26 protein-coding genes and 2 tRNA genes are annotated in these 21,396 nt (G+C 41.4%); 16 read left to right on the forward strand and 12 right to left on the reverse strand.

Features of this window, described 5'->3' with window-relative positions:
• Window positions 1-239 (reverse strand): manganese efflux pump (locus PHR02_RS01490; RefSeq protein WP_299987909.1); only part of this gene is annotated, 239 nt, incomplete at its 3' end.
• Window positions 240-376: 137 nt separating this feature from the next.
• Here PHR02_RS01490 and dmeF point away from each other — a divergent pair.
• Entirely contained in the window at window positions 377-1,288 is a 912-nt protein-coding gene (gene dmeF, locus PHR02_RS01495) for a CDF family Co(II)/Ni(II) efflux transporter DmeF (protein ID WP_299987912.1), read from the forward strand.
• Here dmeF and PHR02_RS01500 read toward each other — a convergent pair.
• On the reverse strand, window positions 1,285-2,028 hold the full coding sequence (locus PHR02_RS01500) for a polysaccharide deacetylase family protein (RefSeq protein WP_299987915.1): 744 nt from the start codon (window positions 2,026-2,028) through the stop codon (window positions 1,285-1,287). The two genes, dmeF and PHR02_RS01500, sit on opposite strands and share 4 nt — an antisense overlap.
• A gap of 39 nt (window positions 2,029-2,067) precedes the next feature.
• Window positions 2,068-2,253, reverse strand: coding sequence for a hypothetical protein (locus PHR02_RS01505; protein ID WP_299987918.1), 186 nt, complete (start codon window positions 2,251-2,253; stop codon window positions 2,068-2,070).
• A 318-nt stretch (window positions 2,254-2,571) separates the two neighbouring features.
• On the opposite strand from PHR02_RS01505, the gene PHR02_RS01510 reads away from it, so the two are divergent.
• Window positions 2,572-4,389, forward strand: a complete 1,818-nt coding sequence (locus PHR02_RS01510) for a GGDEF domain-containing phosphodiesterase (protein ID WP_299987920.1) — start codon at window positions 2,572-2,574, stop codon at window positions 4,387-4,389.
• Between the two features lie 9 nt (window positions 4,390-4,398).
• Here the strand turns inward: PHR02_RS01510 and PHR02_RS01515 are convergent, their stop codons facing one another.
• The 6 genes from PHR02_RS01515 to PHR02_RS01540 all read right to left on the reverse strand — a co-directional run bounded on the left by PHR02_RS01515 (window position 4,399) and on the right by PHR02_RS01540 (window position 8,087).
• On the reverse strand, window positions 4,399-4,548 hold the full coding sequence (locus PHR02_RS01515) for a hypothetical protein (protein ID WP_299987922.1): 150 nt from the start codon (window positions 4,546-4,548) through the stop codon (window positions 4,399-4,401).
• 68 nt (window positions 4,549-4,616) lie between these two features.
• On the reverse strand, window positions 4,617-5,300 hold the full coding sequence (locus PHR02_RS01520) for a response regulator (protein WP_299987924.1): 684 nt from the start codon (window positions 5,298-5,300) through the stop codon (window positions 4,617-4,619).
• 2 nt (window positions 5,301-5,302) lie between these two features.
• Window positions 5,303-6,178: a diguanylate cyclase gene (locus PHR02_RS01525; RefSeq protein ID WP_299987927.1), complete on the reverse strand. Its 876-nt coding sequence runs from the start codon at window positions 6,176-6,178 to the stop codon at window positions 5,303-5,305.
• Between the two features lie 227 nt (window positions 6,179-6,405).
• Window positions 6,406-7,851 carry a sensor domain-containing diguanylate cyclase gene (locus PHR02_RS01530; RefSeq protein WP_299987929.1) on the reverse strand — a complete coding sequence of 482 codons (1,446 nt, stop codon included), beginning with the start codon at window positions 7,849-7,851 and terminating at the stop codon, window positions 6,406-6,408.
• A 62-nt stretch (window positions 7,852-7,913) separates the two neighbouring features.
• Window positions 7,914-7,988: transfer RNA gene (locus PHR02_RS01535), tRNA-Glu, on the reverse strand.
• Window positions 7,989-8,011: 23 nt separating this feature from the next.
• Window positions 8,012-8,087: transfer RNA gene (locus PHR02_RS01540), tRNA-Lys, on the reverse strand.
• 190 nt (window positions 8,088-8,277) lie between these two features.
• On the opposite strand from PHR02_RS01540, the gene PHR02_RS01545 reads away from it, so the two are divergent.
• The 3 genes from PHR02_RS01545 to PHR02_RS01555 are packed head-to-tail and all read left to right on the forward strand — an operon-like array spanning window position 8,278 to window position 9,707.
• A complete protein-coding gene (locus tag PHR02_RS01545) occupies window positions 8,278-8,670 on the forward strand; it encodes a thioredoxin fold domain-containing protein (protein WP_299987932.1) in 393 nt (130 codons plus the stop codon).
• Window positions 8,667-9,263 carry a pentapeptide repeat-containing protein gene (locus PHR02_RS01550; RefSeq protein ID WP_299987935.1) on the forward strand — a complete coding sequence of 199 codons (597 nt, stop codon included), beginning with the start codon at window positions 8,667-8,669 and terminating at the stop codon, window positions 9,261-9,263. Before PHR02_RS01545 ends, PHR02_RS01550 begins: the two co-directional genes overlap by 4 nt.
• 39 nt (window positions 9,264-9,302) lie before the next feature.
• Window positions 9,303-9,707 carry a DUF350 domain-containing protein gene (locus tag PHR02_RS01555; protein WP_299987938.1) on the forward strand — a complete coding sequence of 135 codons (405 nt, stop codon included), beginning with the start codon at window positions 9,303-9,305 and terminating at the stop codon, window positions 9,705-9,707.
• A gap of 49 nt (window positions 9,708-9,756) precedes the next feature.
• Here the strand turns inward: PHR02_RS01555 and PHR02_RS01560 are convergent, their stop codons facing one another.
• A complete protein-coding gene (locus tag PHR02_RS01560) occupies window positions 9,757-10,218 on the reverse strand; it encodes a DsrE family protein (RefSeq protein ID WP_299987941.1) in 462 nt (153 codons plus the stop codon).
• 105 nt (window positions 10,219-10,323) lie between these two features.
• Between PHR02_RS01560 and PHR02_RS01565 the strand changes: the two genes are divergently transcribed.
• From PHR02_RS01565 to PHR02_RS01585, 5 genes are read left to right on the forward strand one after another with little or no spacing between them, the layout of a single operon-like run.
• The gene (locus tag PHR02_RS01565; protein ID WP_299987944.1) at window positions 10,324-11,235 is read left to right on the forward strand and encodes a VWA domain-containing protein; all 912 of its coding nucleotides are present in this window, start codon (window positions 10,324-10,326) and stop codon (window positions 11,233-11,235) included.
• Window positions 11,232-12,758: a VWA domain-containing protein gene (locus tag PHR02_RS01570; RefSeq protein WP_299987947.1), complete on the forward strand. Its 1,527-nt coding sequence runs from the start codon at window positions 11,232-11,234 to the stop codon at window positions 12,756-12,758. The genes PHR02_RS01565 and PHR02_RS01570 overlap by 4 nt, the downstream gene beginning before the upstream one ends.
• Window positions 12,739-13,842, forward strand: a complete 1,104-nt coding sequence (locus PHR02_RS01575) for a hypothetical protein (protein ID WP_299987950.1) — start codon at window positions 12,739-12,741, stop codon at window positions 13,840-13,842. The genes PHR02_RS01570 and PHR02_RS01575 overlap by 20 nt, the downstream gene beginning before the upstream one ends.
• Before the next feature lie 40 nt (window positions 13,843-13,882).
• Window positions 13,883-14,026, forward strand: coding sequence for a hypothetical protein (locus tag PHR02_RS01580; RefSeq protein ID WP_299987953.1), 144 nt, complete (start codon window positions 13,883-13,885; stop codon window positions 14,024-14,026).
• Between the two features lie 9 nt (window positions 14,027-14,035).
• On the forward strand, window positions 14,036-14,521 hold the full coding sequence (locus tag PHR02_RS01585) for a hypothetical protein (protein WP_299987956.1): 486 nt from the start codon (window positions 14,036-14,038) through the stop codon (window positions 14,519-14,521).
• Between the two features lie 21 nt (window positions 14,522-14,542).
• Here the strand turns inward: PHR02_RS01585 and PHR02_RS01590 are convergent, their stop codons facing one another.
• Window positions 14,543-14,794, reverse strand: coding sequence for a type II toxin-antitoxin system RelB/DinJ family antitoxin (locus PHR02_RS01590; protein ID WP_295012412.1), 252 nt, complete (start codon window positions 14,792-14,794; stop codon window positions 14,543-14,545).
• A 295-nt stretch (window positions 14,795-15,089) separates the two neighbouring features.
• Here PHR02_RS01590 and PHR02_RS01595 point away from each other — a divergent pair, with 295 nt between their 5' ends.
• From PHR02_RS01595 to PHR02_RS01620, 6 genes are all read left to right on the forward strand, one after another.
• On the forward strand, window positions 15,090-16,205 hold the full coding sequence (locus tag PHR02_RS01595) for a hypothetical protein (protein ID WP_299987959.1): 1,116 nt from the start codon (window positions 15,090-15,092) through the stop codon (window positions 16,203-16,205).
• 254 nt (window positions 16,206-16,459) lie between these two features.
• Complete coding sequence (locus tag PHR02_RS01600) at window positions 16,460-17,407, forward strand: MoxR family ATPase (RefSeq protein WP_299987962.1); 948 nt, start codon at window positions 16,460-16,462, stop codon at window positions 17,405-17,407.
• Entirely contained in the window at window positions 17,407-18,240 is an 834-nt protein-coding gene (locus PHR02_RS01605) for a DUF58 domain-containing protein (protein WP_299987965.1), read from the forward strand. The genes PHR02_RS01600 and PHR02_RS01605 overlap by 1 nt, the downstream gene beginning before the upstream one ends.
• Window positions 18,237-18,632: a hypothetical protein gene (locus PHR02_RS01610; RefSeq protein WP_299987968.1), complete on the forward strand. Its 396-nt coding sequence runs from the start codon at window positions 18,237-18,239 to the stop codon at window positions 18,630-18,632. The genes PHR02_RS01605 and PHR02_RS01610 overlap by 4 nt, the downstream gene beginning before the upstream one ends.
• Window positions 18,625-19,359 (forward strand): hypothetical protein, encoded by a 735-nt coding sequence (locus PHR02_RS01615; RefSeq protein ID WP_299987970.1) that lies wholly within the window; start codon window positions 18,625-18,627, stop codon window positions 19,357-19,359. Before PHR02_RS01610 ends, PHR02_RS01615 begins: the two co-directional genes overlap by 8 nt.
• Window positions 19,356-20,504 (forward strand): tetratricopeptide repeat protein, encoded by a 1,149-nt coding sequence (locus tag PHR02_RS01620; RefSeq protein ID WP_299987973.1) that lies wholly within the window; start codon window positions 19,356-19,358, stop codon window positions 20,502-20,504. The genes PHR02_RS01615 and PHR02_RS01620 overlap by 4 nt, the downstream gene beginning before the upstream one ends.
• Here the strand turns inward: PHR02_RS01620 and PHR02_RS01625 are convergent, their stop codons facing one another.
• The gene (locus PHR02_RS01625; protein WP_299987975.1) at window positions 20,505-21,341 is read right to left on the reverse strand and encodes a prephenate dehydrogenase; all 837 of its coding nucleotides are present in this window, start codon (window positions 21,339-21,341) and stop codon (window positions 20,505-20,507) included.
• Window positions 21,342-21,396 lie beyond the last annotated feature (55 nt).

Below are 21,396 nucleotides of genomic sequence, written 5' to 3' on the forward strand. Positions count from 1 at the left end.
CCCAGTCCTACAAGGAGAACAAACGCGATCCAGTGATCATACGCTTGGACATATTCCGCAAAACTGATTCCGATGAAATACCCAGCGATGGGCATGGCCCCTTGGAAAAAACCAAAAACAGCGGCGGTAAAGAGGGCTTTTGAAACTAAAAGATCTTTGTATTTGGAACCGATGGCGATCGATACGGCGACAGAGTCCATCGCTAATGCCACCGCAAGGATAAGGAGAGTTTCATTCATAGTGAGTCCTGAAAAATAAGTATGGAATTATAACGATGGGAACTTAGTTCCTCTAACTGCAAATTACTTTTTTTTATTAATTAGAGAGTGAATATTAATTGCATATAATTATCATTATTTAAAAGGACCTTTTTGCTATGAGTACAAAAGTTTATACCCATCCCCATAACTTCGATGAGGGTAATCCTCTCGGGGAACGTAATACTAAAATTGCCGTTGCCCTCACGGCATTTATGATGGTAGCGGAGATTTTCGGGGGGTGGATTTACAACTCGATGGCACTTTTAGCGGATGGGTGGCATATGGGTACGCATGCACTAGCTTTAGGGCTTTCTGTACTTGCTTATGGTGCAGCTCGTCGATACGCGGCAGATCCTCGATTTGCGTTTGGGACATGGAAGATCGAAGTCTTGGGCGGTTATACGAGTGCGTTGTTTCTCGTCGTTGTTGCATTAATGATGCTCTATTACTCAATTTTGCGACTCATCAACCCGAGTGAAATCCATTATGATCAGGCGATTGCGATTGCTTTCGTAGGGTTGGCAATCAATCTGATTTGTGCATGGCTTTTGAGAGATAGCCATCATCACGATCACCATCATGAACATGAACATGAACATCATCATGATCTAAATCTACGCGCTGCCTATTTACATGTTCTTGCTGATGCTGCAACCTCGGTTTTAGCGATTGTGGCGTTGGTAGGGGGGAAACTTTGGGGTGCGGCGTGGCTGGACCCGATGATGGGGATCGTTGGCTCAGTACTTATTGGAGTATGGGCGTATGGGCTGATGATTCAAACGGGGAGGATTTTGCTCGATGCTAATATGGACGATCCTGTTGTTGAGGAGATTCGTGAAGTGATTATTGATAGCCCTATCGCAGCACAAATAACCGATCTTCATGTTTGGCGTGTAGGAAAAGGGAAATATTCGGTGATTCTCTCGCTCTCATCAGATGAAGAGGTGAGTCCGGAGTATTTCAAAGAGCGGTTAGGGATTCACGAAGAGCTTGTCCACGTAACAGTTGAGATCAATTATACACGTTAGGGAAGGGGAATCAGTCGCTCTTTAACATCACTGAGCCGAACAAAGCTAAACCCTTGTGCTTTGAGCTTCTCAATCGCTTCTTTAACCCCCTCGCGGGTTCCACCCTCAGGGTGGTTCATGTGCAGAAGTATGATATCACCGCTTTTCGCATTGGTAATCTGATGAGCAACTTTTTCGGCACTAAAGGTTGCCCCCGCATCTCCTAACACACTAAATCCCCCGATCTCCACTCCATTGAGCCGAGCAATAGCTACTGCTTGTTCATCATAATAGGCAGTACCTGAGCGGAAAAATCGGGGACGTTTACCGGTGAGTCCTTCGATCAAATCTCCATTGCCGTTGATTTCATGCTCCACCTCTTCGGGCGAAGATGTTCCTGCGATGTTATAAATGCTTTTACCGTTTACGGAGAGGGGGCGATGTGCTGTGCCGTGATTGGCGATTTCAAAGAGAGGATTGGATGCGAGTGCAGAAAAAATTTCGGGGTTGCTTTTGATCCAGCGAGCATTGATAAAGAGGGTAGCAGCAATACCATTTTCATTGAGATAATCGATCAGTTGCTCATCATACTGGGAACTGCGAAAACTCCCTCCACACGCATCAAATGTGAGAGCAATCTCTTTCTTATCGCTCTGGAATGTGGTGGTTACTCCGGTGACGTTTTCACCCCATTGGCGTGGTTCATCAGCTGTAAGAGATAAGGAAATAAAGAGGAGTAAAGAGAAAAAGATTATTTGCATTGACGATACCTTTGGTAAAAGGTGGAATTGTAGCGTAGCTCACGTAGGTTTGTTACAATCTCGATCTTTTCCGAAAATACAACGGCCGTTAGTAATAATTTTACGGATAAAAAAGAAAAGAGAGATAGCGGCGATGATGGCACTCATAATAGCATGGTGAATAAGCCCTTGGGAAAAAAAGGAAAAAGTGGCAACAAGAAAAGCGAGGGTGAGAATCAAACACATCAAAAGTCCTTGGAATCAGTATGTGTTATTGTAGAATGAAAAAAGAGATTTGTATGCAACTAAGCTTACATATCGAGTTAAAGTTAAAATCTTTAATATTTATTTCACACCCTATTTGATAAGATAGATTTTATAAGATTATTGATTTTATTTATCAGGTAGGCAAAGATGTCACAAAAAACAAGCTATACAAAGATTGCTGCCAAAATCATTTTTATTACCATGTTTCTGACACTTATAGCTGCATTTTTATATGGTGAGTATATGAAAAGAGAGGCCATATCAAATCTTGCTCATGTAGATGCTAGGAAAACGAGTATGCTTGTTTTTGAAGCACTTTATTCTGCGATGCAAAGAGGTTGGACTAAAGATGATTTAGAAGAGATCATTAGCCGACTGAATAGTGTTGATGAACACATGAAAGTCAATGTTTATCGGAGTGAGACGGTAGTAGGACTTTTTGGTGAAATTGAAAAAGATAAATTAGCGAGAGAATCAAATCAAGATATTGCAAAAGCCATGAACGGAGAGGAAGTCCTCAATATTTCAGATTCTGAATTTATCGAATACTATTTTCCAGTGATTGCAAAAAATAATTGTTTAAAATGTCATACCAATGCACACGTTGGTGATGTCTTAGGGGTTATTGATGTTTCGTACCCGATAGATGATTTAAAAATTTCACTGACTGAAATGATCAACTTTTTTATTATTTTTATCGTAATTTTTTCTTTTGCAGTCTTTATTGCAATTTTTATAGAATTGAATCAGTATTTGATTAAACCCATTAAAAACTTTTCAAATGTTATCAAAATGATAACCACGTCTCAGGATATGACAAAACGGGTAGAAGTAAATGATAATATTGAAGAGATCGATTCGATAAAAGATATTTTCAACAGTATGCTTGACTCGATTGAACATCAATTTTATTTTGATAGTTTAACGGAATTGGAAAATAGAAGAAAGCTGACTGAAAAGCTTGAAGAAAATAAGAATGTTTTTTTAATGATCATAAATATCGATGGATTTCAGGAGATTAATGATTTATACGGGGATCATGTAGGTGACATTATTTTAAAAGATTTTGCTCATTATCTGCAAGAGATTATTCCTGTGAAAGAGGGTATTTATCGTCTCCATTCGGATGAATTTGCACATTTGTGTACTAGAGGGATGGAACTTAATGAATTTAAGATTTTTGCAGCCTATGTCAGTGAAAAAATTGCGCAAAAAAGTTTTAATATTGATGATAAAAGTGAAGTAAGTCTCAGTGCAACGATAGGGATATCGTATGGGTCTGAGCAATTGTTAATGAATGCAGATATCGCACTTAAATTGGCTAAAAAAAGCAAAAAGAACTTTTTAATCTATGATGACACTATGGCAATGGCAAAAGAGTATGAGAAAAATTTTGAGTGGACGAAACGACTCAAAAAAGCGATAGAAGAAGATAAAATCATACCGGTTTTTCAACCTATAGTCGATACGAAAACAGAGAAAATAGTCAAATATGAGGCCCTTATGCGGATGATAGATGACAAAGGGGGATTGATTGCTCCTGTCCATTTCTTGGAACTCGCAAAAAAGAATAAGCTCTATCATCAGCTTACAAAAATAATCATTGATAAAACGTTTAAACGGTTTGAAAATTTGCCTTATCTTGTATCGATTAATATTTCAGTAGAAGATATTTTAAATAAAGAGATACATCATTTTATCTTTAGTAAACTCGAAGAGTCTTCCATCGGGAATAAAATAGTATTTGAGATTATAGAATCTGAGGGAATTGAGAACTTTGATCAAGTTTTAGAGTTTATTGATAGTGTCAAAAAATACGGTGTAAAAATTTCTATAGATGATTTCGGGACAGGGTATTCAAACTTTGAATATCTGATGAAGCTCAAAGTCGATTACATCAAGATAGACGGATCGATGATTAAAAATATAGATAATGATCAAAACTCTCAAATAATTACCAAATCAATTGTCAATTTTGCTAAAAGCATGAATATTAAGACCGTTGCAGAATTTGTTCATTCTAAAAATGTTTTTGAAAAAGTTAAAGAATTGGATGTCGACTTTTCGCAAGGCTATTATTTTGGAGAGCCATCATCGACTATTCGAGATGTGTAAAAGAGAAAGCTATTCAGTTTTCTCTTTTACGTAATTTGCCCCTTGATTAACTTGTCCTTTTGTCCAATCAACAGCATTGCTAGTGTCTTGTTGGACACCACTCCATGTAGCGGAACAACCGGTAAAGAAGATGAAAACTATAAGTGCCAAAGATTTCATGATTTTGCCTCTTTTTTAGAAAAATATTAAAAAGTTTACCAAGAATTTGTTAACGGATTCGTCCATTTCTATAGGTCTATTTTATATCCGATTCCGTTTATATTTAAAATAATTTCAGGGTAAGACTTTTTTCGGATCCCTCGAACCAATGTTCGAAGGGCATCCATACTCATTAAAGTCTCCTGCCAAACGATCGATTCTATAACATTATAAGGGACAATAAGCCTTTTTTTATTGATGAGGAGTTCCAAGAGGAGATATTCTTTTCTGGATAATTGTATGATTTCTCCATCAGGATGCTTAATTGTTTTGTTGATGGGATCATAGCTAAAACCATTATGTAAGATCGTATACGCTGAGCTATAGTGACAGTTGAGAATTTTTTTAGCACTTAACATAAGAGCATCAAGCAGATCATTGTTTTTGAGTGGTTTCTTCAAATAGCGGGTAGTATTGAGATTAATCGCATCTATTAGAATATCTTGATCTATATGGCTGGCGGTAATAATAACTGGGGTTGATATGTCCTTTTGACGAAGACATCGGATAAAGTCCAGACCGTTTTCATTCGTTAGATGCAAATCTATCAATATCATATCAACTTTTTGTGTTCGAAATAAATCACATGCTTTCTGAGAATTATCGGTTTCTAAAACTTTTAATCCATTTCTGCGAATAAATTGTGCATTTGTTTCTCGTATATTTAAATCACTTTCAATGTAAAGCAGGGTGAAATTATTCGTTTTAAACATAGTTATTCTCTATTTTCATGTGCGATAAGGGTTTGATTTCTTCCTTGGTTTTTTGCTTTGTACATTGCTTGGTCTGCCGCCATTATCGTATCATCAATTGAATCTTTTGAATCATATTCACTTATACCAATACTAAGGGTGATAGGGCGATCGAGACCAAAATCATACTCTTGGACGAGATTACGGAGTTTTTCGGCGATCAGATAGGCGGTTTTAATATCCGTTTGATCCAAAATAATAATAAATTCTTCTCCACCCCACCGGCAAAAAAGGTCTCTGCTCCGTAGTGAATTACGAATCAGGTTACTAAATTCTACCAAGATCCGATCACCCTCTAAATGCCCATATTGATCGTTAACCGATTTGAAGAGGTCTAAATCGATAAATAGAATGGGAAAAGTACTGTTTTCAAAATAGGCTTGCTCTATTTTATGAATGAGAAGAAGGTGCAGTTTTGATCGGTTATAAATCCCCGTAAGCGGGTCTATTTCCACTTTTCGGCTTAACTCTTTTTGTTCTGTTATATTGGTATAGATCCCAATATAGCCTAAAATATTATCCTCATTGAGGAGTGGTTCGATACAGATTTTACTCCAGTAACCAAAGCCGTGCTTATTTTTATTTTTTATTTCTCCGTACCATTGCTTACCTTTAGTGATAGTCTCCCACAGATGAGTAAATATTTCCCTTGGCGTATCGGGATGGCTAATGATTTTGTGCGTTAAACCGACTAATTCAACTTTAGCATATCCAGAGAGGAGCTCGAACCCTTTGCTAACATCGGTAATGACACCGGTCGGATCAGTCGTAATCATGATTAAATTACGGTCTAATATTTCCGATTTGAGCTCTTCGATATGTGCTAAACAATTGAACAAATCTATCTCCTTGTGAAGATTATTGTAACCATACATTATGAGATTTTAATGACGTTTTAATCTTTCTTATTAAAACAATAAAAAACTATATATTTGTTATTTTCTATTATTAAAACTGAGAGATGCTGCCCAATAGTATCCATTAAAAATCACAAAATAATCATTATGTACGAACGATTGTTTATTCTTTATGTGAGTTGTTTTCCGTCTCTAAAATAGGAAAACTTTTAAAAAGGTTTTACTTCTACTTTGTTTTTCCCTGATTCTTTTGCTTTATACATTGCTGAATCGGCGCGGCTTAAGAGTGAATCTACTGTATCATCGGCAGAGAGCATGACTACGCCGAAGCTAGCGGTTACCGAAGATGCACATAGATGTAAAAGTCCAGCATCTTCTTCGAATGATTTACGAAGTGTTTCGGCGATTTGTTTAGCATTTTCCAAATCAGTATTGATGAGCCCCACTGTGAACTCTTCACCACCCCAGCGTCCTACGATATCGGTACGGCGAAGACGCGTTTTGAGAACTTCTGCAATTCGAATGAGAACAGCATCTCCGGTTTGATGTCCTAGAGTATCGTTGATTATTTTGAAATTATCGATGTCGAAGAAAATCAGGCTAAAAGGGGTCAAATTTCTTTTTGAAAGAAGGATGAAATCGTGCATGGAGTCATTAAAAGCATTTCGGTTTAAGAGTCTGGTTAGAGAGTCGTGGCGAGCCATAAATTCGAGTTTTTTGTTATACCCTTTAATCATACGGACGATGATTAGTACAATAATCATCGTTGCAATGAGTGAGAGGGTGAGATTGATATAAAAAGTTTGTCGTACGTCTTGGATAAAATAATCCAATTTCGCTTCTACGAGTAGATAGAGATTGAGTTCTGGTATATATTTTGTTTTTAGAAGATAAGTTTCTCCATTTTTTTGGTACTCAATAATCCTAGAATTTTTCACAATGATCTGATCCATGAGAAGATTTAACTCAGGTATGGCAGAAATGTTTTGGACTTTTGTATCGGTGCGTTCGGATAAGACAATTTCCCCTTGTTCATTTAAAAACATAACCGTAAAATTATACTCTTGGCGAAATCGCTTGAGCATCTCGTTAATATAAGAGACCTTTATTCCGATTCCGGTAGCTCCTACATAATGGTAATTGTGATCATAGATTTTATGATTGATAAACATGATCAAAGAGTTATCGAGATTATTATTGAAATCCAAATTGATTTCATTGTCTCCTTGTAGTTTTTTGAATTTAAAATACCATTCATTATTGGGTTTTGAAGGGCTAAGATGTTCTAAAAAACCGTTGTGGGTATAGTAACTTTGTGTTTTTTCAGAGACTAAAAACGTAACAAACATACCGTATTTATTTTTAATGGTTTCAAGATAACGGGTGATTTTATCGCTGTTTTGTTCATCATTGATAAGCCAGTCTTGGAGAAACGTATCATGCGCCATCATCGATGCGACGAGATTGGGTTCGATGACGTGTTTTTGAATTTCGGTGTAGATATTATCAACGGTCAGTGGGAGAGAGCGGGTTTTGAGATCGGCTTCGGTAGAGCGGAGAGAAACCATGTAATTGATAAGTGAAATAGTGATCGAGAGGGCAATCATTAATATGGATATGGTTATGACGATGTAAAAATTATTTTTTATTCTCATAGAGGCTCTTTTAGCACGTTATAAAATAGTGGTAAGTTTAGCATGATTTTTGGAAAATGAAGTGGTGACCCCAACGAGATTCGAACTCGTATGGCCAGAATGAAAATCTGGAATCCTAACCATTAGATGATGGGGCCACATAAATGTGGTTGAAAAAAAGTGGTGTCCCGTGATGGATTCGAACCATCGACCCCTTCATTAAAAGTGAAATGCTCTACCAGCTGAGCTAACGGGACGTAAATAACAATAAACTGTTCCAGCACAATTTATGGACGGGAATTATAGCGGTTGTAACCTTTTTTGTCAATAGATTTGGGTGGATATTGGACATTTTGTTCGAAAAGTAGTGATAGCGACACGATAAGAGTCAAAATGGATTAGAAAAAATGATATTATTGGGTTCTATAGAGTTTAAAAGGAGTATGAATGATGAAATTTTTGTTGCTTGTAGGGATCATGGTTTTGAATCTTGCCGCCCATACGATCCAAAATGATGAGCAGTTTAAAAATGCGGTTGCAGGGATGGGAAAAGAAAATAAGCTTGTACTGATGATTTATACAACAGATGATTGTCCTGAATGTGCGTACATGAAACAAAAAGTTTTTCACGATAAATCGGTCGAAGGGTATATGCGTCAACATTTTGTGGTGATCGATAAAAACATACATAAAAGTAAACTTCCGGATGGATTTGATTATTTTGGGATTCCAACAATGTTTTTTGTAGATCGTGCCGGCAACAAAAAAGAGACGATCATCGGAAGTAAACGTCCACAGCCATTTTTGGCGGAGCTTCGTCGCATTCGAGCTATCAAATGAGAGGGGTTGTATTAGCAATTGTTTTTGGGGTTAGTCTGAGCGCTTACGATACGTCACATTTGAAAAAAGCGATAGAAGAAAAAGAGTGCATCGGATGTGATCTTCGGGGGGCGAATCTGAGTAAAATGGATTTTAGCGGGGGCGACTTTCATGGGAGTGATCTAAGCAAAGCCGATTTGCGAGAAAGTGTGTTCGAATTGGCTGATTTTAATGATTGTAATCTGCGCGATGCGAATGCGCAGGGGGCTGTGTTTTGGAAAGCTTCATTAGAACGGAGTGATCTAAGAGGGCTTCGTGCTCAAGGGGCAAATTTTAAAGGGACACATTTAAATCAAAGCGATCTTAGCCGTGCCGATATCCGTGATGCAAAAGTCTGGAAAGCTGATTTCACGGATGCCATTTTGAATAAAACCGATTTTAGAGGCTCTGAAATCGGCGGATCCAAGTTTATACGCAACGATCTGCGTACAGCTAAAATGAAAAATACGTTGTTGTGGGAGACCCATTTTAGGGATGTCATAATGAGTAAAACACAATGTATTCATGCAAAAAAAGAAGAGGCAATCTTAGACACAAACGTGACGTGCCGTTAATTTTTTTTGGCTATCATTGCCCTAAAATAAAGGATTAGTATGTTTATAGACTATTTTCTCTCGTTCGGCCTCTTTTTCCTAACCGGTATCGTGGTTTTTGCCCTGTTTCTTTTTCTTTATGCGAAAGTTACTCCGTATGATGATTATCAGATGATCTTCGGTGAGAACAATACAGCAGCAGCACTGGGATTCGGCGGAGCCATCTTAGGCCTCTCCATTCCCCTTTACAGTGCATTAGTGCATAGTGTTTCGTATATTGATTTTGTGATGTGGGCTGGAGTGGCGATGGCAATACAACTCATTTTTGCCTTTATCCTGACTCGCTTAAGCGGTAAATTCTCTGTTGAGAAACATATTCACAACGGCGATATCTCCGTCGGTACTTTTATGGCATTTATGTCGATTTCAATCGGTTTAATTAATGCCGGTTCAATGAGCTATTAAAAAAACCACTATATCTTTGTGTGATCATTAGAGAGAACAAAGGCTCTTTTTAGTGAATCGGCACATAGGCAAATTGGTCGTTTTGTTTATCGATCAATCCGATAGTTGAACTCGGGGTGAGTTTTACAAAATCGTAGAGAGTGCTTTTGTCGATTTTATGAGATTTCATCCCTGATTCGCACATGATAAATTCCACATCGTAGTTTTTTGCCATTGCGGAGAGCCGTTTGCCGAGTTGATCGTGAGCTTTTCTCAGCGCGGCATCATTTTTATAGGGCGAATTTGCTAAATCATCGATGAAAAATTTATAAGCGTCACCGTGGATCACTACGGCAACATCAAGTTTTTCGAGGTTATTCTCATAATGGGTTTTATTGAAAGCGATACCGCTCAATACCTTTTTTTCAATCGCTTCGAGTTTTCCGCTTGTGAGATCGAAAACCACTTTTTTAACCCCTTCTTCGGCGAATAGTACTCCGCACAGAGCGAGGAGAAGGAATAATTTTTTCATCTTTGTGGCCTTTTTTGTAAAATTATAAAGGATTATAGATCAAGAGTGTAAAAATAACGAAAAAAGCTCCGATAATCTTAATCCTCAAATCGGTATAATCCCCCTATGAATATCTGGTCGTTTGATTTTGTGTGGGCATTTTTAGTTCTTCCTCCCATCCTCTATTGCCTGTACACGTGCAAAATCATCCCTCAAAAACGCTATTTTCCCCATCTGCAATTTTTCGGAAATCCCAGTAAATGGCGAAATCTTGAGTGGTTGTTTAAAGCGCTTGCCGTGACATTGATGGTGGGGGCGTTGGCGACTCCCGTCGTGGTCGATTTTTCCGATCCGCGCAACCGTAACGGGATCGACATCGTCCTAAGCCTCGATGCCAGCGGGTCGATGAATGCCTCGGGGTTTTCGAGTGATGAGAGTCGTGCCACTCGATTTGAGATCGTCCAAAAGATCGCTTCCGATTTTGTGATGAAACGGCGTGAAGATAACGTCGGGGTGGTGGTGTTTGGGGATTTTGCCTTTATCGCGACCCCTGTGACCTATGAGAAAGAGATCATAGCCGAGATGATCGGCTATCTGAGTCACGGTATGGCGGGGCAAAATACCGCTATCGGCGAGGGGGTAGCGCAGGCGGTGAGAGCGCTCAAAGATTCCAAAGCCAAATCCAAAGTGATTATCCTCCTCACCGACGGAGAACACAACAGCGGTGCGATCTCCCCCAAAGAGGCGGTAGCGATGGCGCAAAAAGCTAGGATAAAACTCTACACCATCGGGATCGGCGAAAAGGGGGAGTTTGATAGCAAACTTCTCGCACAGATGGCGCGTGATGGCGGGGGGGAGTATTTCAGTGCCACCAATGAAAAGGAACTCAAAGCGGTGTATGATCAGATCGATACACTCGAACGCTCCCGCATCAAAAGTGCCGAGCACACCTTTTTTGAACACTATTACCAGTACGCGGTGGCGGGGGCATTGCTCATTGTCTTGTGGTTAGGTTGGAGAAGGAGTGTCAAAGGATGAGTTTGTTATCTCCGATGTGGCTATATGCTCTTATCCTCCTCCCCCTCTATCTCTGGGGGGCACGTCGCTATGGCTGGCATCACCAAATTTGGCTGTTGGTGAGTGTTTTCTTTTTGATCCTCTCCCTCAGCCGTCCCGTAATACCAGAAAAACCGATCAGCGTCGAAGAATCGGGAAGCGATGTGATCTTAGCCGTCGATGTGTCGTATTCGATGAGGGCGACCGACGTTGCACCCACACGGCTGGATGCGGCGAAGAGGGTGTTGAACCGCATTGTTGCAACCGATAAAAAAGATCGCTTCGGGGTACTTGCTCATACGACGAGCGCGATTATCCTCTCCCCGCTGACCAAAGACACCGAACTTCTCGAACACCTTTTCGGCTCACTCGATGAGTCGCAGATTATCACCAAAGGGACAGAGGTGATGAGTGCGTTGGAACTTGCCCGTAAAATGTCCCATGCCGCTCACCCGCTACTCGTCCTTTTTACCGACGGAGGAGATCAACTCTCGTATGAGAAAGAAGCGGCGTTTGCAGAAGAAAACGGATTGAGGGTGTGTATCGTGATGCTCGCCACATCAGGCGGCAGCACTCTGCCTAGCGAAAACGGATCGCTCAAAGATGAAGAGGGGCATATCGTCGTAAGTTCACGCAACGATGCGATTAATGCCATCGCGGAACAAAGCGGGGGGAAAGTGATCGATGGCGCCGATGCGGACGCGGTGATCGAGTGGATCGAACGTGAACGGAGTGAAGATTTCGCAGGCGAATCTACGGTGACACGCTATGAAGAACTTTTTTATTTTCCTCTCGTGTTGGGGCTGATCGCATTTGTGTTGGCGTATACGAGCTTAGGGGAGAAAATAAACAAAAAAATATTGCCCCTTTTGGCTTTTGTAGGGATCAGTGCCCATGCGGGATTGCTCGATTATCCCTATCAAACCTTAGGGAAATATGAGTATTCTCATGGAAATTATGAACGTTCGGCTCAGTGGTATTATCATATCGATTCCCCACAGGGGAAGTTTAATCGTGCGGCTTCTCTTTACAAAGGTGGAAAATATGCCGAAGCACTGGCGGTGTATCGCTCGATCCGATCCAATGATCCGATCTTCAAATCCAAAATCTTTTACAATATGGGTAACGCTCATATCCGCCTCAGCGAGTTTGAAAACGCGCGTCAAGCACTGCTCAAATCGCTCACACTGCGCTATAGCCGCCAAGCCGATCAGAATCTAAAAGCGATTGCCATAGCGCAAGAGCAAAAATCGCTCAATGTCCGTAAAGAGAAAAAAGATCAATTCACCTCGGATGAGAACAAACCCACGGGTGAGGGGAAGAAAACCAAAGAGGGGGGCGGATCGAATATGCAAAGTGATATAGCCTCCTCCGGTGCGGGAGATGCGGGCAAAAAGGCGCAAGCAGATCCGCGCTTTTCAACGTCGCAGGGCAAAGCGGCTCTTAGTTCCAAACAGTATGAATTGATCAATCAAAGGAGTGTCCATGAAACGAAGCCTTGGTAGGCTAGTCGCGCTGATGATTCTCAGTGTGTCCGGATGGGGGGCAACCTATCAGTGGAAGGTGCTCGAAGCGCCGCAAAGTCTCTACGTCCATCAAAGCGGTGTAGTGCGGTATGAGTGCACCTTTTCAACCAATGCGGCGGACTATACGATTGCGTTTAAACCGAGCGGAAATGAACGCTATAAAGCCTCTATCCTAACCCAGCGTGATCGGATCGTGGAGGGGAAACGGGTACAGACCTTTGATGTACTGATCACCCCGATCCAAGAGGGGAGCGTTGAGGTTGCATTGGATGCGCTGATGCGTCATACGACGTTTGCATCGATCGAGAATGCCTCCATCGGTCGCGATAACGTCAAAAAATACGATTTCGATGATGAGAGTGCCCATCTGCCCAAAGTACTGATTGCCGCACAAGCCAACGCAGCGGCACTCAGCGGAGAGTTATCTTTGGAAGTGAGAGTCGATAAACGAAGTGTGGTAGCTCACGAACCGGTTCATTTGAGCCTCTATATCCGTGGACGTGGGAACCTCGATCAATACGTACCGTATGAGCTAAACATCAGTGGCGTCAATGTGTTCGCCGAAGAGCCGACCCGCGACATCACCCCCGATACGGCGGGGTTTTCGGGGGAGATACGTCAGGAATTTGCCCTCGTGAGTGAACAAAGTTTTGTGATTCCGAAAATCTCACTCGAGGTGTTTGATACCCAAAGTCAAAAGATCAAACGACTAGAGAGTGAGGCGGTAGCGATCGAAGTGGCACAAGGATTCGAGCGCTCCAACCTCCTCGATCCTCCCGCTTTGCGTGATTGGAGTACTCTGGCTCGTTTTGCTCTCTATGGGGCACTGGTACTTGCAGGGATCTTGTTGGGTGAAGTTGCACGAAGAGTGTGGAAGATGCGACCTCGCAGAAAAAGAAAGCAGTTTTACGATGAAGCTAAAACCTCCAAAGAACTTGTGATGCTTCTCGCGCTCTCAGGGGAGAGGGTGTACGAGCCGATTATCGCCGAACTCGAAGCGGGAACACTGGATTTGCGTGAAGCGAAGAAGAGGTTGGATCAGATTGCACCAGTGAGTATTTAGGGTATAATTTCACTAATCACAAAGTAAAAAGGGGTTTAGAATGTCATATATTATTCGTGATAATCAACTACAGACCGCCAAACCTATTAAAAATTTGACCGATGAGCAAAAAAAAGTGCTTCGTATCGGTACTGTCAAACAAATCGATAAAATCAAATCGCTCAAAGCACAGCTTGCGAGCTAAGCTGGCTTCTTGATAACTCCTCTTCCCCAAAATTCTTTAACCTCTTTTTTCGATTCATTTGATTTCAAAAGTGAATCTGAACATATCCAGAAATTAGTCAGCCTCCTACGTGAAACAGCCAATTGCTATCAAAATATCATCCATGCAGGATTTAATGGAGAAACTCCATACGGATTTATTTCTCTCAAAATCACCAACGATGTGGACAATATCGCAGGTTTGCTTATCGAATTTCTTTATGTCCAACCGCATTTAAGATACAAAAATACCGATGAACCACGAAATAGCTATGCACTTCTTGATTATGCGATAACCCTTGCGCTTGAACTTCAAAAACAAGTTGCAATCAACCATGTTTATCTTATCCCTATAAATGCCAACAAGCGAAGTCTTTACGAAGAATACGGTTTTGAAAATATCCCAAATTCGGGTAAAAATGCTTTTGAAGATTATATGGTTTTTAACCTGCTCCCTAACGATCCGACTATTTTATAAATCAATCAAAAATATTGTATTTCACGAGAGCAAATCTCGTTTTAACGCTTCCATCGAGGTGAATTTCTCACCCTTGCGCTCTTCGAGTTCTTGGAGGGCTATTTTCATCCGCTCGCTTGGAACTTTGAGTTCAAAAGGGATGGAGTGGGTGAGGGCGACTTGTTTACAAAAGAGGTTGATACCGTCGCTCAGACTCATGCCGTATTGTTTCAATACAGCAGTCGCGATCTCTTTTGCATCGTTGTCTATTCGGATGCTGGTACTGGTACGCATGGCAAACTCCTTTTTTATTATTGTACCACAAATGGGGTGCAAAATAGAATTTCGATGAATTAAGGGGACAAAAGATACCATTAAAACACATATAAAATTTGTCGTTCGCCCTGAACTTGTCGAAGGGTAAAACGGACGGTTTGTCATCCTCGGGCTTGACCCGGGGATCCATCCCAAAAAAAGAAAAAGAAAATTAGGAATTTGGATGGAATTAGTCTATTTATGGGTTGAAGATTATAAAAATATTCACAAGCAAGGTTTAAATTTTAGTCCAAAATTTGAGTGGGAGTTATAAGTGATTTACTTTGTACTTGTTTTAGTCTTTATTCTAGTATCATTTTTAATAGCTAGATTTTCTTTGTCTGAAAAATCAAATGATTATAGTGATTGGAATTTTGATGAGATTATTCAATTCAATAATGAATCAATTCGTTGTGTAATGAATATTGATGGAATCATTTCTGGAAAAGTAGAATCAATAGTTTTTTTTGTACAGAAACTTTCTGATGAGCGGTTTTATTTTCGTAACAAAACATTATTCGACCGTTTAATGATAAAGCTAAAATTACTGAGAACGTATCAATCGAATGATACTCAGTTTAATAAACTTGTATATGTTGCATCTGACAATGAAAAATTATACGCTGAAATCGATAAAGCCAATATGCATTCAGCTATTTTAGATATTTTTTCATTACCGTATTTGTATGATTGTAAAAGTATAAAAATAGAGAACAATGAAGCTTTTAAAATTGAATTTAAATTAGGGAAAAAATACCGCAAAAAAGATATCGATTTATCCAGATTTGCAGAACAATATGGAAATTATTTTTTAGAAATTTATCATGGAATAAATACATCAGTTTTAGATTGTTCAAGCCAAACAAACTTACGTCCAATTCTAAATATTAAATTTATTAGTATTTTTGGGAGTAGCTTGAGTTTTTTTCTTTGTATGATAGAAATATATATTACATATCCTTCTACGATAGACTTAGCAACGTTAATTTTTGCAACAATCGTATTATCTGCTCTATATTCAATTGGAATTTGTTTTTATATTTATAAAAAAATTAGTATGAGTTCATTTAAAATAGACTTAATAAAAACATATTCACTTTATATTTTTATTGCATATTTTTTCTTTTTTATGATAGTGATAAAATATTTGAATGTTTGGAATGATAACTCATTTCAATTGATTGTTAAAGATATAATTACAGACAAATATTCATCTTCAAGGTCTGCAAAGAGATATGAATTTCATTTAAATAATAATTCTAATGAAATTGATACTTACCAAATTCGTGTTGATAGTGATGTTTACAATAAAAAACAAATTGGAGATACGGCGACGATATATGTAAAACAGGGAAACTTTAATATTCGATGGATTGAAAAAGTGGAATAAACAGAGTGAATTTGTATTATAAAATGGAGAAGATGAACGATATGCAATACCCAAGGCATCATCATCGGTGAGCTGAGAGAGGCAAATCCCTATTCAGGGTGAACCATGGGCTTATCAAGAGAATTATCCCACAATTTATCTTAAATGCAAAAGATAGATCCCGTATCCAGTACGGGATGACGAGATAAGTTTCTACACAAATAGAAACCTAAAACGAAACAAGGTAAACTCACAACAGATAAAAAGGTGACACTATGATAGATGTAATTAATCAAATACGCTCCGAAGTAGCCAAAGTCGTTGTCGGTCAGGAGAAGATGATCGATGGATTGTTGATCGGATTGCTGTGCGACGGACATATTCTGATCGAAGGGATTCCGGGACTGGCGAAGACGACAACGGTAAAAGCCCTTTCGCAATCGCTTGGTTTGGGATTTAAACGGGTGCAGTTTACCCCCGATTTGCTTCCGAGTGACATTTTGGGTGCTGAGGTCTACGATCCGAAAAATAATGGATTCAAGATCAAAAAAGGGCCGATTTTTACCAATCTCCTCCTCGCCGATGAGATCAACCGCGCCCCCGCAAAAGTGCAATCGGCATTGCTCGAAGTGATGGCGGAGCGACAGGTGACACTGGGGGATGAGAGTTTTAAACTCTCCCCTCCGTTTCTCGTTATGGCGACGCAGAATCCAATAGAGAACGAGGGGGTTTATCCACTCCCTGAAGCACAATTAGACCGTTTCATGCTCAAAATCAATGTCGGCTACAACACCCCAGAAGAGGAGCTCTCCATCGCGCGGCGTGTCGGATCGGGACTCGGTGATGCTATTAACGCGGTAATCGATGCGGATCAATTGATCGCACTTAAAGAGAGAGTCAAAGCAATCCACATCGACGAAGAGGTGGAGAGATACATGATCAGCCTCGTTAGCGCGACACGTGATCCGCAAGCGTTTGGATTAGATGAGATCAAAGGGTTCTTGCAGTTTGGGGCATCTCCCCGTGTGAGTATCGATATGTTCAAAGCCTCCCGTGCGGTGGCGTTTTTACGCGGTCGGGAATTTGTTACACCGAGTGATATCGCCTCGATTATCAAAGAGCTGATGCGTCACCGTCTCGTCCTCTCCTATGAAGCGGAAGCAGAGGGGATAGCGGTCGATGAGCTCATCGAGAAGATCATTAAAGCGGTACCGATTCCATAATGAACAATAGTCGTCAGATCCTTATCAAAGCCCGTCGCCAGATCATCGGGGATCGGATCGGAAACAACCCCTCGATGTTTCGGGGGGAGGGGTACGATTTCATTGAACTGCGCGAATACGTCAGCGGTGATGATACCCGTCACATCGACTGGAACGTTACGGCGAAGATGGGGAAACCGTTCGTTAAAGTGTTTCGAGAAGAACGCGAGCTTAATGTCCTCACCGTCGCACTGCTCGGCGGGGGACTTCATTTCGGATCACAGAAGTTTAAGATCGAGTCTGTTGCCGAAGCGGTGGCATTGATCGGATACTCTGCGGTCACAAACGGCGATGTTTTCGGCCACGCGAATTACTCCGAAACCCTCCGAAACGAGATTCGTCCCGCGAAAAAGCGCTTTTCGGTACAGCAGGCGACGAGGAGTGTTTTGGATGCGGAGATACTGCATCACCGTGTTGATCTAACCCATAGCATCAAAGAGCTCTATCGTCGAACGAAGCGAAGGTCTCTGATCGTGTTGATCGGTGATTTTTTCGAGATTCCAGATTTGAGACTCCTCGCTCGAAAGCACGAAGTAGTTGCTATCGTCGTACGCGACCGTGCCGAAGAGAATCCTGAAGTGATGGGATTTAGTGCCCTCATCGATCCTGAGAGCGGTGCCGTATTGGAGGGGGATTTCAATGAGAAAAGCGTGAAGCGCTACCGCGAGCGGGTCAGAGCGCATGACATCGAACTTTTTGAATCGTTTCGAAAAGCGGGGGTTCGCGCGAGCAAGCTCTATACCGATGCGAATGCGATTGTGACGTTGCGACGGTTGTTTGAGGGGAGAGTATGAAAGATTTGAATATTCCGCTAAATGACATCGCTCCGTTGGTGGAGATTCCCGATTATTCACTCTATTATTTTATCGCGGTGGTTCTCATAGCGGTTGCTTTGAGCTTGGCGCTTATTTTGGCACTCATCAAGCAGATCCGAAAACGTCGTGTAAATTTGCGGAAAGAGCGTTTTATCGCACTCTCATCGGTCGATTTCTCCGACCCCAAACGTGCCGCGTACACCATCAGTGAGCTCGGACGCGTGTTTGCCTCCGATAACGAACGTACAGAAAAGGCATATCATAACCTCTTTGAGCGTTTGGCCCCCTACAAATACGCTCCAAAGGTGGAGATGATCGATGAGGAGACGATAGGGTATTATCGCCTCTATTTAGAGATTATCGATGCTTGAGGGGATTTATTTCCAGTTTCCCAAGCTCGGATTTATCCTCTTTTTCTTTCTCGCATGTGAGGCACTCTGTCCGCTTCGCAGTAACCCGATCTATTTTCCCCGCAATGCACTGTTTGGAATGGATGAAACAAAGCCCCCTTTGTGGATGTGGGTTGCCAAATGGGCGATGATCTCTTTTTTCATCGTCGCGTTGATGTCTCCCGTTCGGGAGGTGAAAGAGGAGCCAAGAGGATATGACATCCTGATTGCACTTGAACCCTCATCCATTCAACCCGAAATATTGGAGGATATCCGATCGTTTATCGAAAAACGCCCATCGGATCGTTTTGCCCTCTATGTCCCTGCGCCATCCCCTACGATTATCCCTCTTACGGAGGATCATGAGACGTTTCTAAAAATCCTCTCTCAGCTCACAAAAGAGAACTCTGATGGGAAAATAACCAAAGAGATAGAGCGTTTTTTCTCCACCACACCTGAAGCGAGAGGGTGGGTAATACTCCTCTCATCGAAACCCAAAGAGTGGATTCGCTCATTACCGATAGGTTTGGAGGTGAGTATTATCGAACCCACTGAGGATTGGGTAGAGGTGTCTCATCGCTCACACCCTCCTTTTGGGAGGATTGCGGTAGAGAAATATTTTGAGTATTACTACATTTATCCCCTCTTTATCGGCTTTTTAGCGATGCTCCTCTATCTGTATGGCCGTAACCAAAAGGGATTGGCATGAGTTTTTTACATCCCGAATTTCTTTTTTGGTTACTACCACTTAGCTTTCTCCTTTTTTATTTTTGGCTTACTCAAAAACCACTCCAAAATCGGTGGCTTAGTGAGGCGGTACTCGAAAAATTGCGTGCACCTGAGACCACTATGGGGCTCAAAGGCCGTAACATCCTTTTTTTAGTTTCGTCTGTGTTGATTATCCTAGCTATGGCTCAACCGGTGATTATTGATTCGACACCGATCGAGGGGAAAGAGCTTCATGTTGTCATTGCGATTGATCGGAGTAATGAGCATTTTGAGCAGATTCGATCATTGGCACGCTCAACTCTCTATTCTGTTTTGGGTGAGAATATTGAACTGATGGCATACGATGAGAAACTCTATGAAATCGCACCGCGAAGTAATGATGGGGGGATATTAGGGGAATTGATACGTCATCTAGCCCCTTCTGATAAACCTTCCAATCGTGATGTGTTAACGGAAAAGTTGGCACAGCGTAAAGCAGATATGACGATCATCATCACCTCTATACCGTTTAAGATGGAGGGTATGATGCTGGTTGCTTCCCCATCGGATGTTTTAGTCGTCCATGAAAAATTGCTGGAGCTAAGAAACAACCATCGTATTCAAGCTCATATCCCCCTCTTTTTTTATCCTTTGGGATTGGCGATGGTGTTGATTTTGTTTGCCCTCTCTTCGATGAGCAAGCGTCAAAGTGTGAGTGTTGGAATCGTCCTTTTTGCTTTGAGTCTATTCCCCATGAACTCTCATGCCGGGATTTTGGATTTTAAAGAGCTTATCAAGGCGAGGGAGGCGTATGAAGCGGGTGAATATGAAAAAGCGGAGCGACTTTTTGCACGTCATCAGATGAAACACGATTCGCCTCAGGTGCGTTATAACCGTGCCAATGCTCTTTATATGAGCGGTCGATATGAGAGGGCGCGTTATTGGTACGAGAGGGTCTATACCGCCGATCCGATGTTGCAAAAGCGTCTTCGTTATAATTTAGAACAGAGTAGGGCAAAGATCGAAATGTCTAAAGCGGATAGAAAAAAGATTGAGAAGCGAGATCAACAGATTCAGACAGATGGGGTAAACTCCACGATGCAGCCGAAGCGTTTGCCGAGGGAAACGAAATTATTTGAATGGTGATTATTTAAAAATATCGTAGAGTTTGTTCGCACCCTTCATTTCGCGGCGAAGTTCTGAATAATCTTCTTCTTGGAGTGCTTTTTTAAGAGTTTGAAGTTCAATTTCAAACAGTTCAACCGCACTGAGAACGTTTTCACGGTTTTGGCGAAAAATATCTTCCCACATGGCAGGAGAACTTTTTGCCAAACGGCTCATGGAGCGAAATCCCCCTGCGGCGAGGGTGAGGATATTCTCTTTTTCTTCTTGGGCTAACACGGTGTTAGCAAGTGCATAGGAGATAACGTGGGGCATATGAGAGATAAATGCCGCATGACGGTCATGCTGATGCGCTCCCATACGGCGTATCTGCATCCCGATTGCTTGGAAAATCCGTAATGCGATATCACGTTGCGTATCACCGCTGTGTTCCAAATCGCACAATACGACCACTTTTTCGGCGTAGAGCCCCTCGAGTGCGGCACTCGGACCGAACTGCTCCGTCCCCGTCATCGGGTGGGCAGCAACGACATTGGATCGGATAGACGGTGGGATAGCCTCGACAATGAGGGCTTTCGTACTTCCCAAATCAATCATGGTTTTATCGGTTCCTGCCAAGTCGGTAGATCGTTGTAAAAAATCGATGACACCGTTAACCGGAACCGCCAAAAAGATAACGTCACAGTGCATTTTAAGGTCTTCAAAGCTCAGAAAAGATTCAACCAACCCCCGTTGAAGAGCGACCATTTGATGCTCTTCGTTATGATCACAACCGATTATAGAGGAGATAAACGAGAGATGCTTGAGGGCAAGCGCCATCGAACCTCCCATTAATCCTAACCCCACAATACCGATCTTCATAACTTACCTTTGCGTATAATGGTGCTATTTTAGCCCTTTTAAGTTTAATTTACGC

Origin of the sequence: Sulfuricurvum sp., from assembly GCF_028688295.1 — a bacterium.
Lineage (GTDB): Bacteria > Campylobacterota > Campylobacteria > Campylobacterales > Sulfurimonadaceae > Sulfuricurvum.

What these genes read in the sequence shown, in the direction of transcription:
- dmeF (WP_299987912.1), top strand. Translation starts at nt 377, where the DNA reads ATGAGTACAAAAGTTTATACCCATCCCCATAACTTCGATGAGGGTAAT.
- PHR02_RS01500 (WP_299987915.1), bottom strand. Translation starts at nt 2,028, where the DNA reads ATGCAAATAATCTTTTTCTCTTTACTCCTCTTTATTTCCTTATCTCTT.
- PHR02_RS01505 (WP_299987918.1), bottom strand. Translation starts at nt 2,253, where the DNA reads ATGTGTTTGATTCTCACCCTCGCTTTTCTTGTTGCCACTTTTTCCTTT.
- PHR02_RS01510 (WP_299987920.1), top strand. Translation starts at nt 2,572, where the DNA reads ATGCTTGTTTTTGAAGCACTTTATTCTGCGATGCAAAGAGGTTGGACT.
- PHR02_RS01515 (WP_299987922.1), bottom strand. Translation starts at nt 4,548, where the DNA reads ATGAAATCTTTGGCACTTATAGTTTTCATCTTCTTTACCGGTTGTTCC.
- PHR02_RS01520 (WP_299987924.1), bottom strand. Translation starts at nt 5,300, where the DNA reads ATGTTTAAAACGAATAATTTCACCCTGCTTTACATTGAAAGTGATTTA.
- PHR02_RS01530 (WP_299987929.1), bottom strand. Translation starts at nt 7,851, where the DNA reads ATGAGAATAAAAAATAATTTTTACATCGTCATAACCATATCCATATTA.
- PHR02_RS01545 (WP_299987932.1), top strand. Translation starts at nt 8,278, where the DNA reads ATGATGAAATTTTTGTTGCTTGTAGGGATCATGGTTTTGAATCTTGCC.
- PHR02_RS01550 (WP_299987935.1), top strand. Translation starts at nt 8,667, where the DNA reads ATGAGAGGGGTTGTATTAGCAATTGTTTTTGGGGTTAGTCTGAGCGCT.
- PHR02_RS01555 (WP_299987938.1), top strand. Translation starts at nt 9,303, where the DNA reads ATGTTTATAGACTATTTTCTCTCGTTCGGCCTCTTTTTCCTAACCGGT.
- PHR02_RS01560 (WP_299987941.1), bottom strand. Translation starts at nt 10,218, where the DNA reads ATGAAAAAATTATTCCTTCTCCTCGCTCTGTGCGGAGTACTATTCGCC.
- PHR02_RS01565 (WP_299987944.1), top strand. Translation starts at nt 10,324, where the DNA reads ATGAATATCTGGTCGTTTGATTTTGTGTGGGCATTTTTAGTTCTTCCT.
- PHR02_RS01570 (WP_299987947.1), top strand. Translation starts at nt 11,232, where the DNA reads ATGAGTTTGTTATCTCCGATGTGGCTATATGCTCTTATCCTCCTCCCC.
- PHR02_RS01575 (WP_299987950.1), top strand. Translation starts at nt 12,739, where the DNA reads ATGAAACGAAGCCTTGGTAGGCTAGTCGCGCTGATGATTCTCAGTGTG.
- PHR02_RS01580 (WP_299987953.1), top strand. Translation starts at nt 13,883, where the DNA reads ATGTCATATATTATTCGTGATAATCAACTACAGACCGCCAAACCTATT.
- PHR02_RS01590 (WP_295012412.1), bottom strand. Translation starts at nt 14,794, where the DNA reads ATGCGTACCAGTACCAGCATCCGAATAGACAACGATGCAAAAGAGATC.
- PHR02_RS01600 (WP_299987962.1), top strand. Translation starts at nt 16,460, where the DNA reads ATGATAGATGTAATTAATCAAATACGCTCCGAAGTAGCCAAAGTCGTT.
- PHR02_RS01605 (WP_299987965.1), top strand. Translation starts at nt 17,407, where the DNA reads ATGAACAATAGTCGTCAGATCCTTATCAAAGCCCGTCGCCAGATCATC.
- PHR02_RS01610 (WP_299987968.1), top strand. Translation starts at nt 18,237, where the DNA reads ATGAAAGATTTGAATATTCCGCTAAATGACATCGCTCCGTTGGTGGAG.
- PHR02_RS01615 (WP_299987970.1), top strand. Translation starts at nt 18,625, where the DNA reads ATGCTTGAGGGGATTTATTTCCAGTTTCCCAAGCTCGGATTTATCCTC.
- PHR02_RS01620 (WP_299987973.1), top strand. Translation starts at nt 19,356, where the DNA reads ATGAGTTTTTTACATCCCGAATTTCTTTTTTGGTTACTACCACTTAGC.
- PHR02_RS01625 (WP_299987975.1), bottom strand. Translation starts at nt 21,341, where the DNA reads ATGAAGATCGGTATTGTGGGGTTAGGATTAATGGGAGGTTCGATGGCG.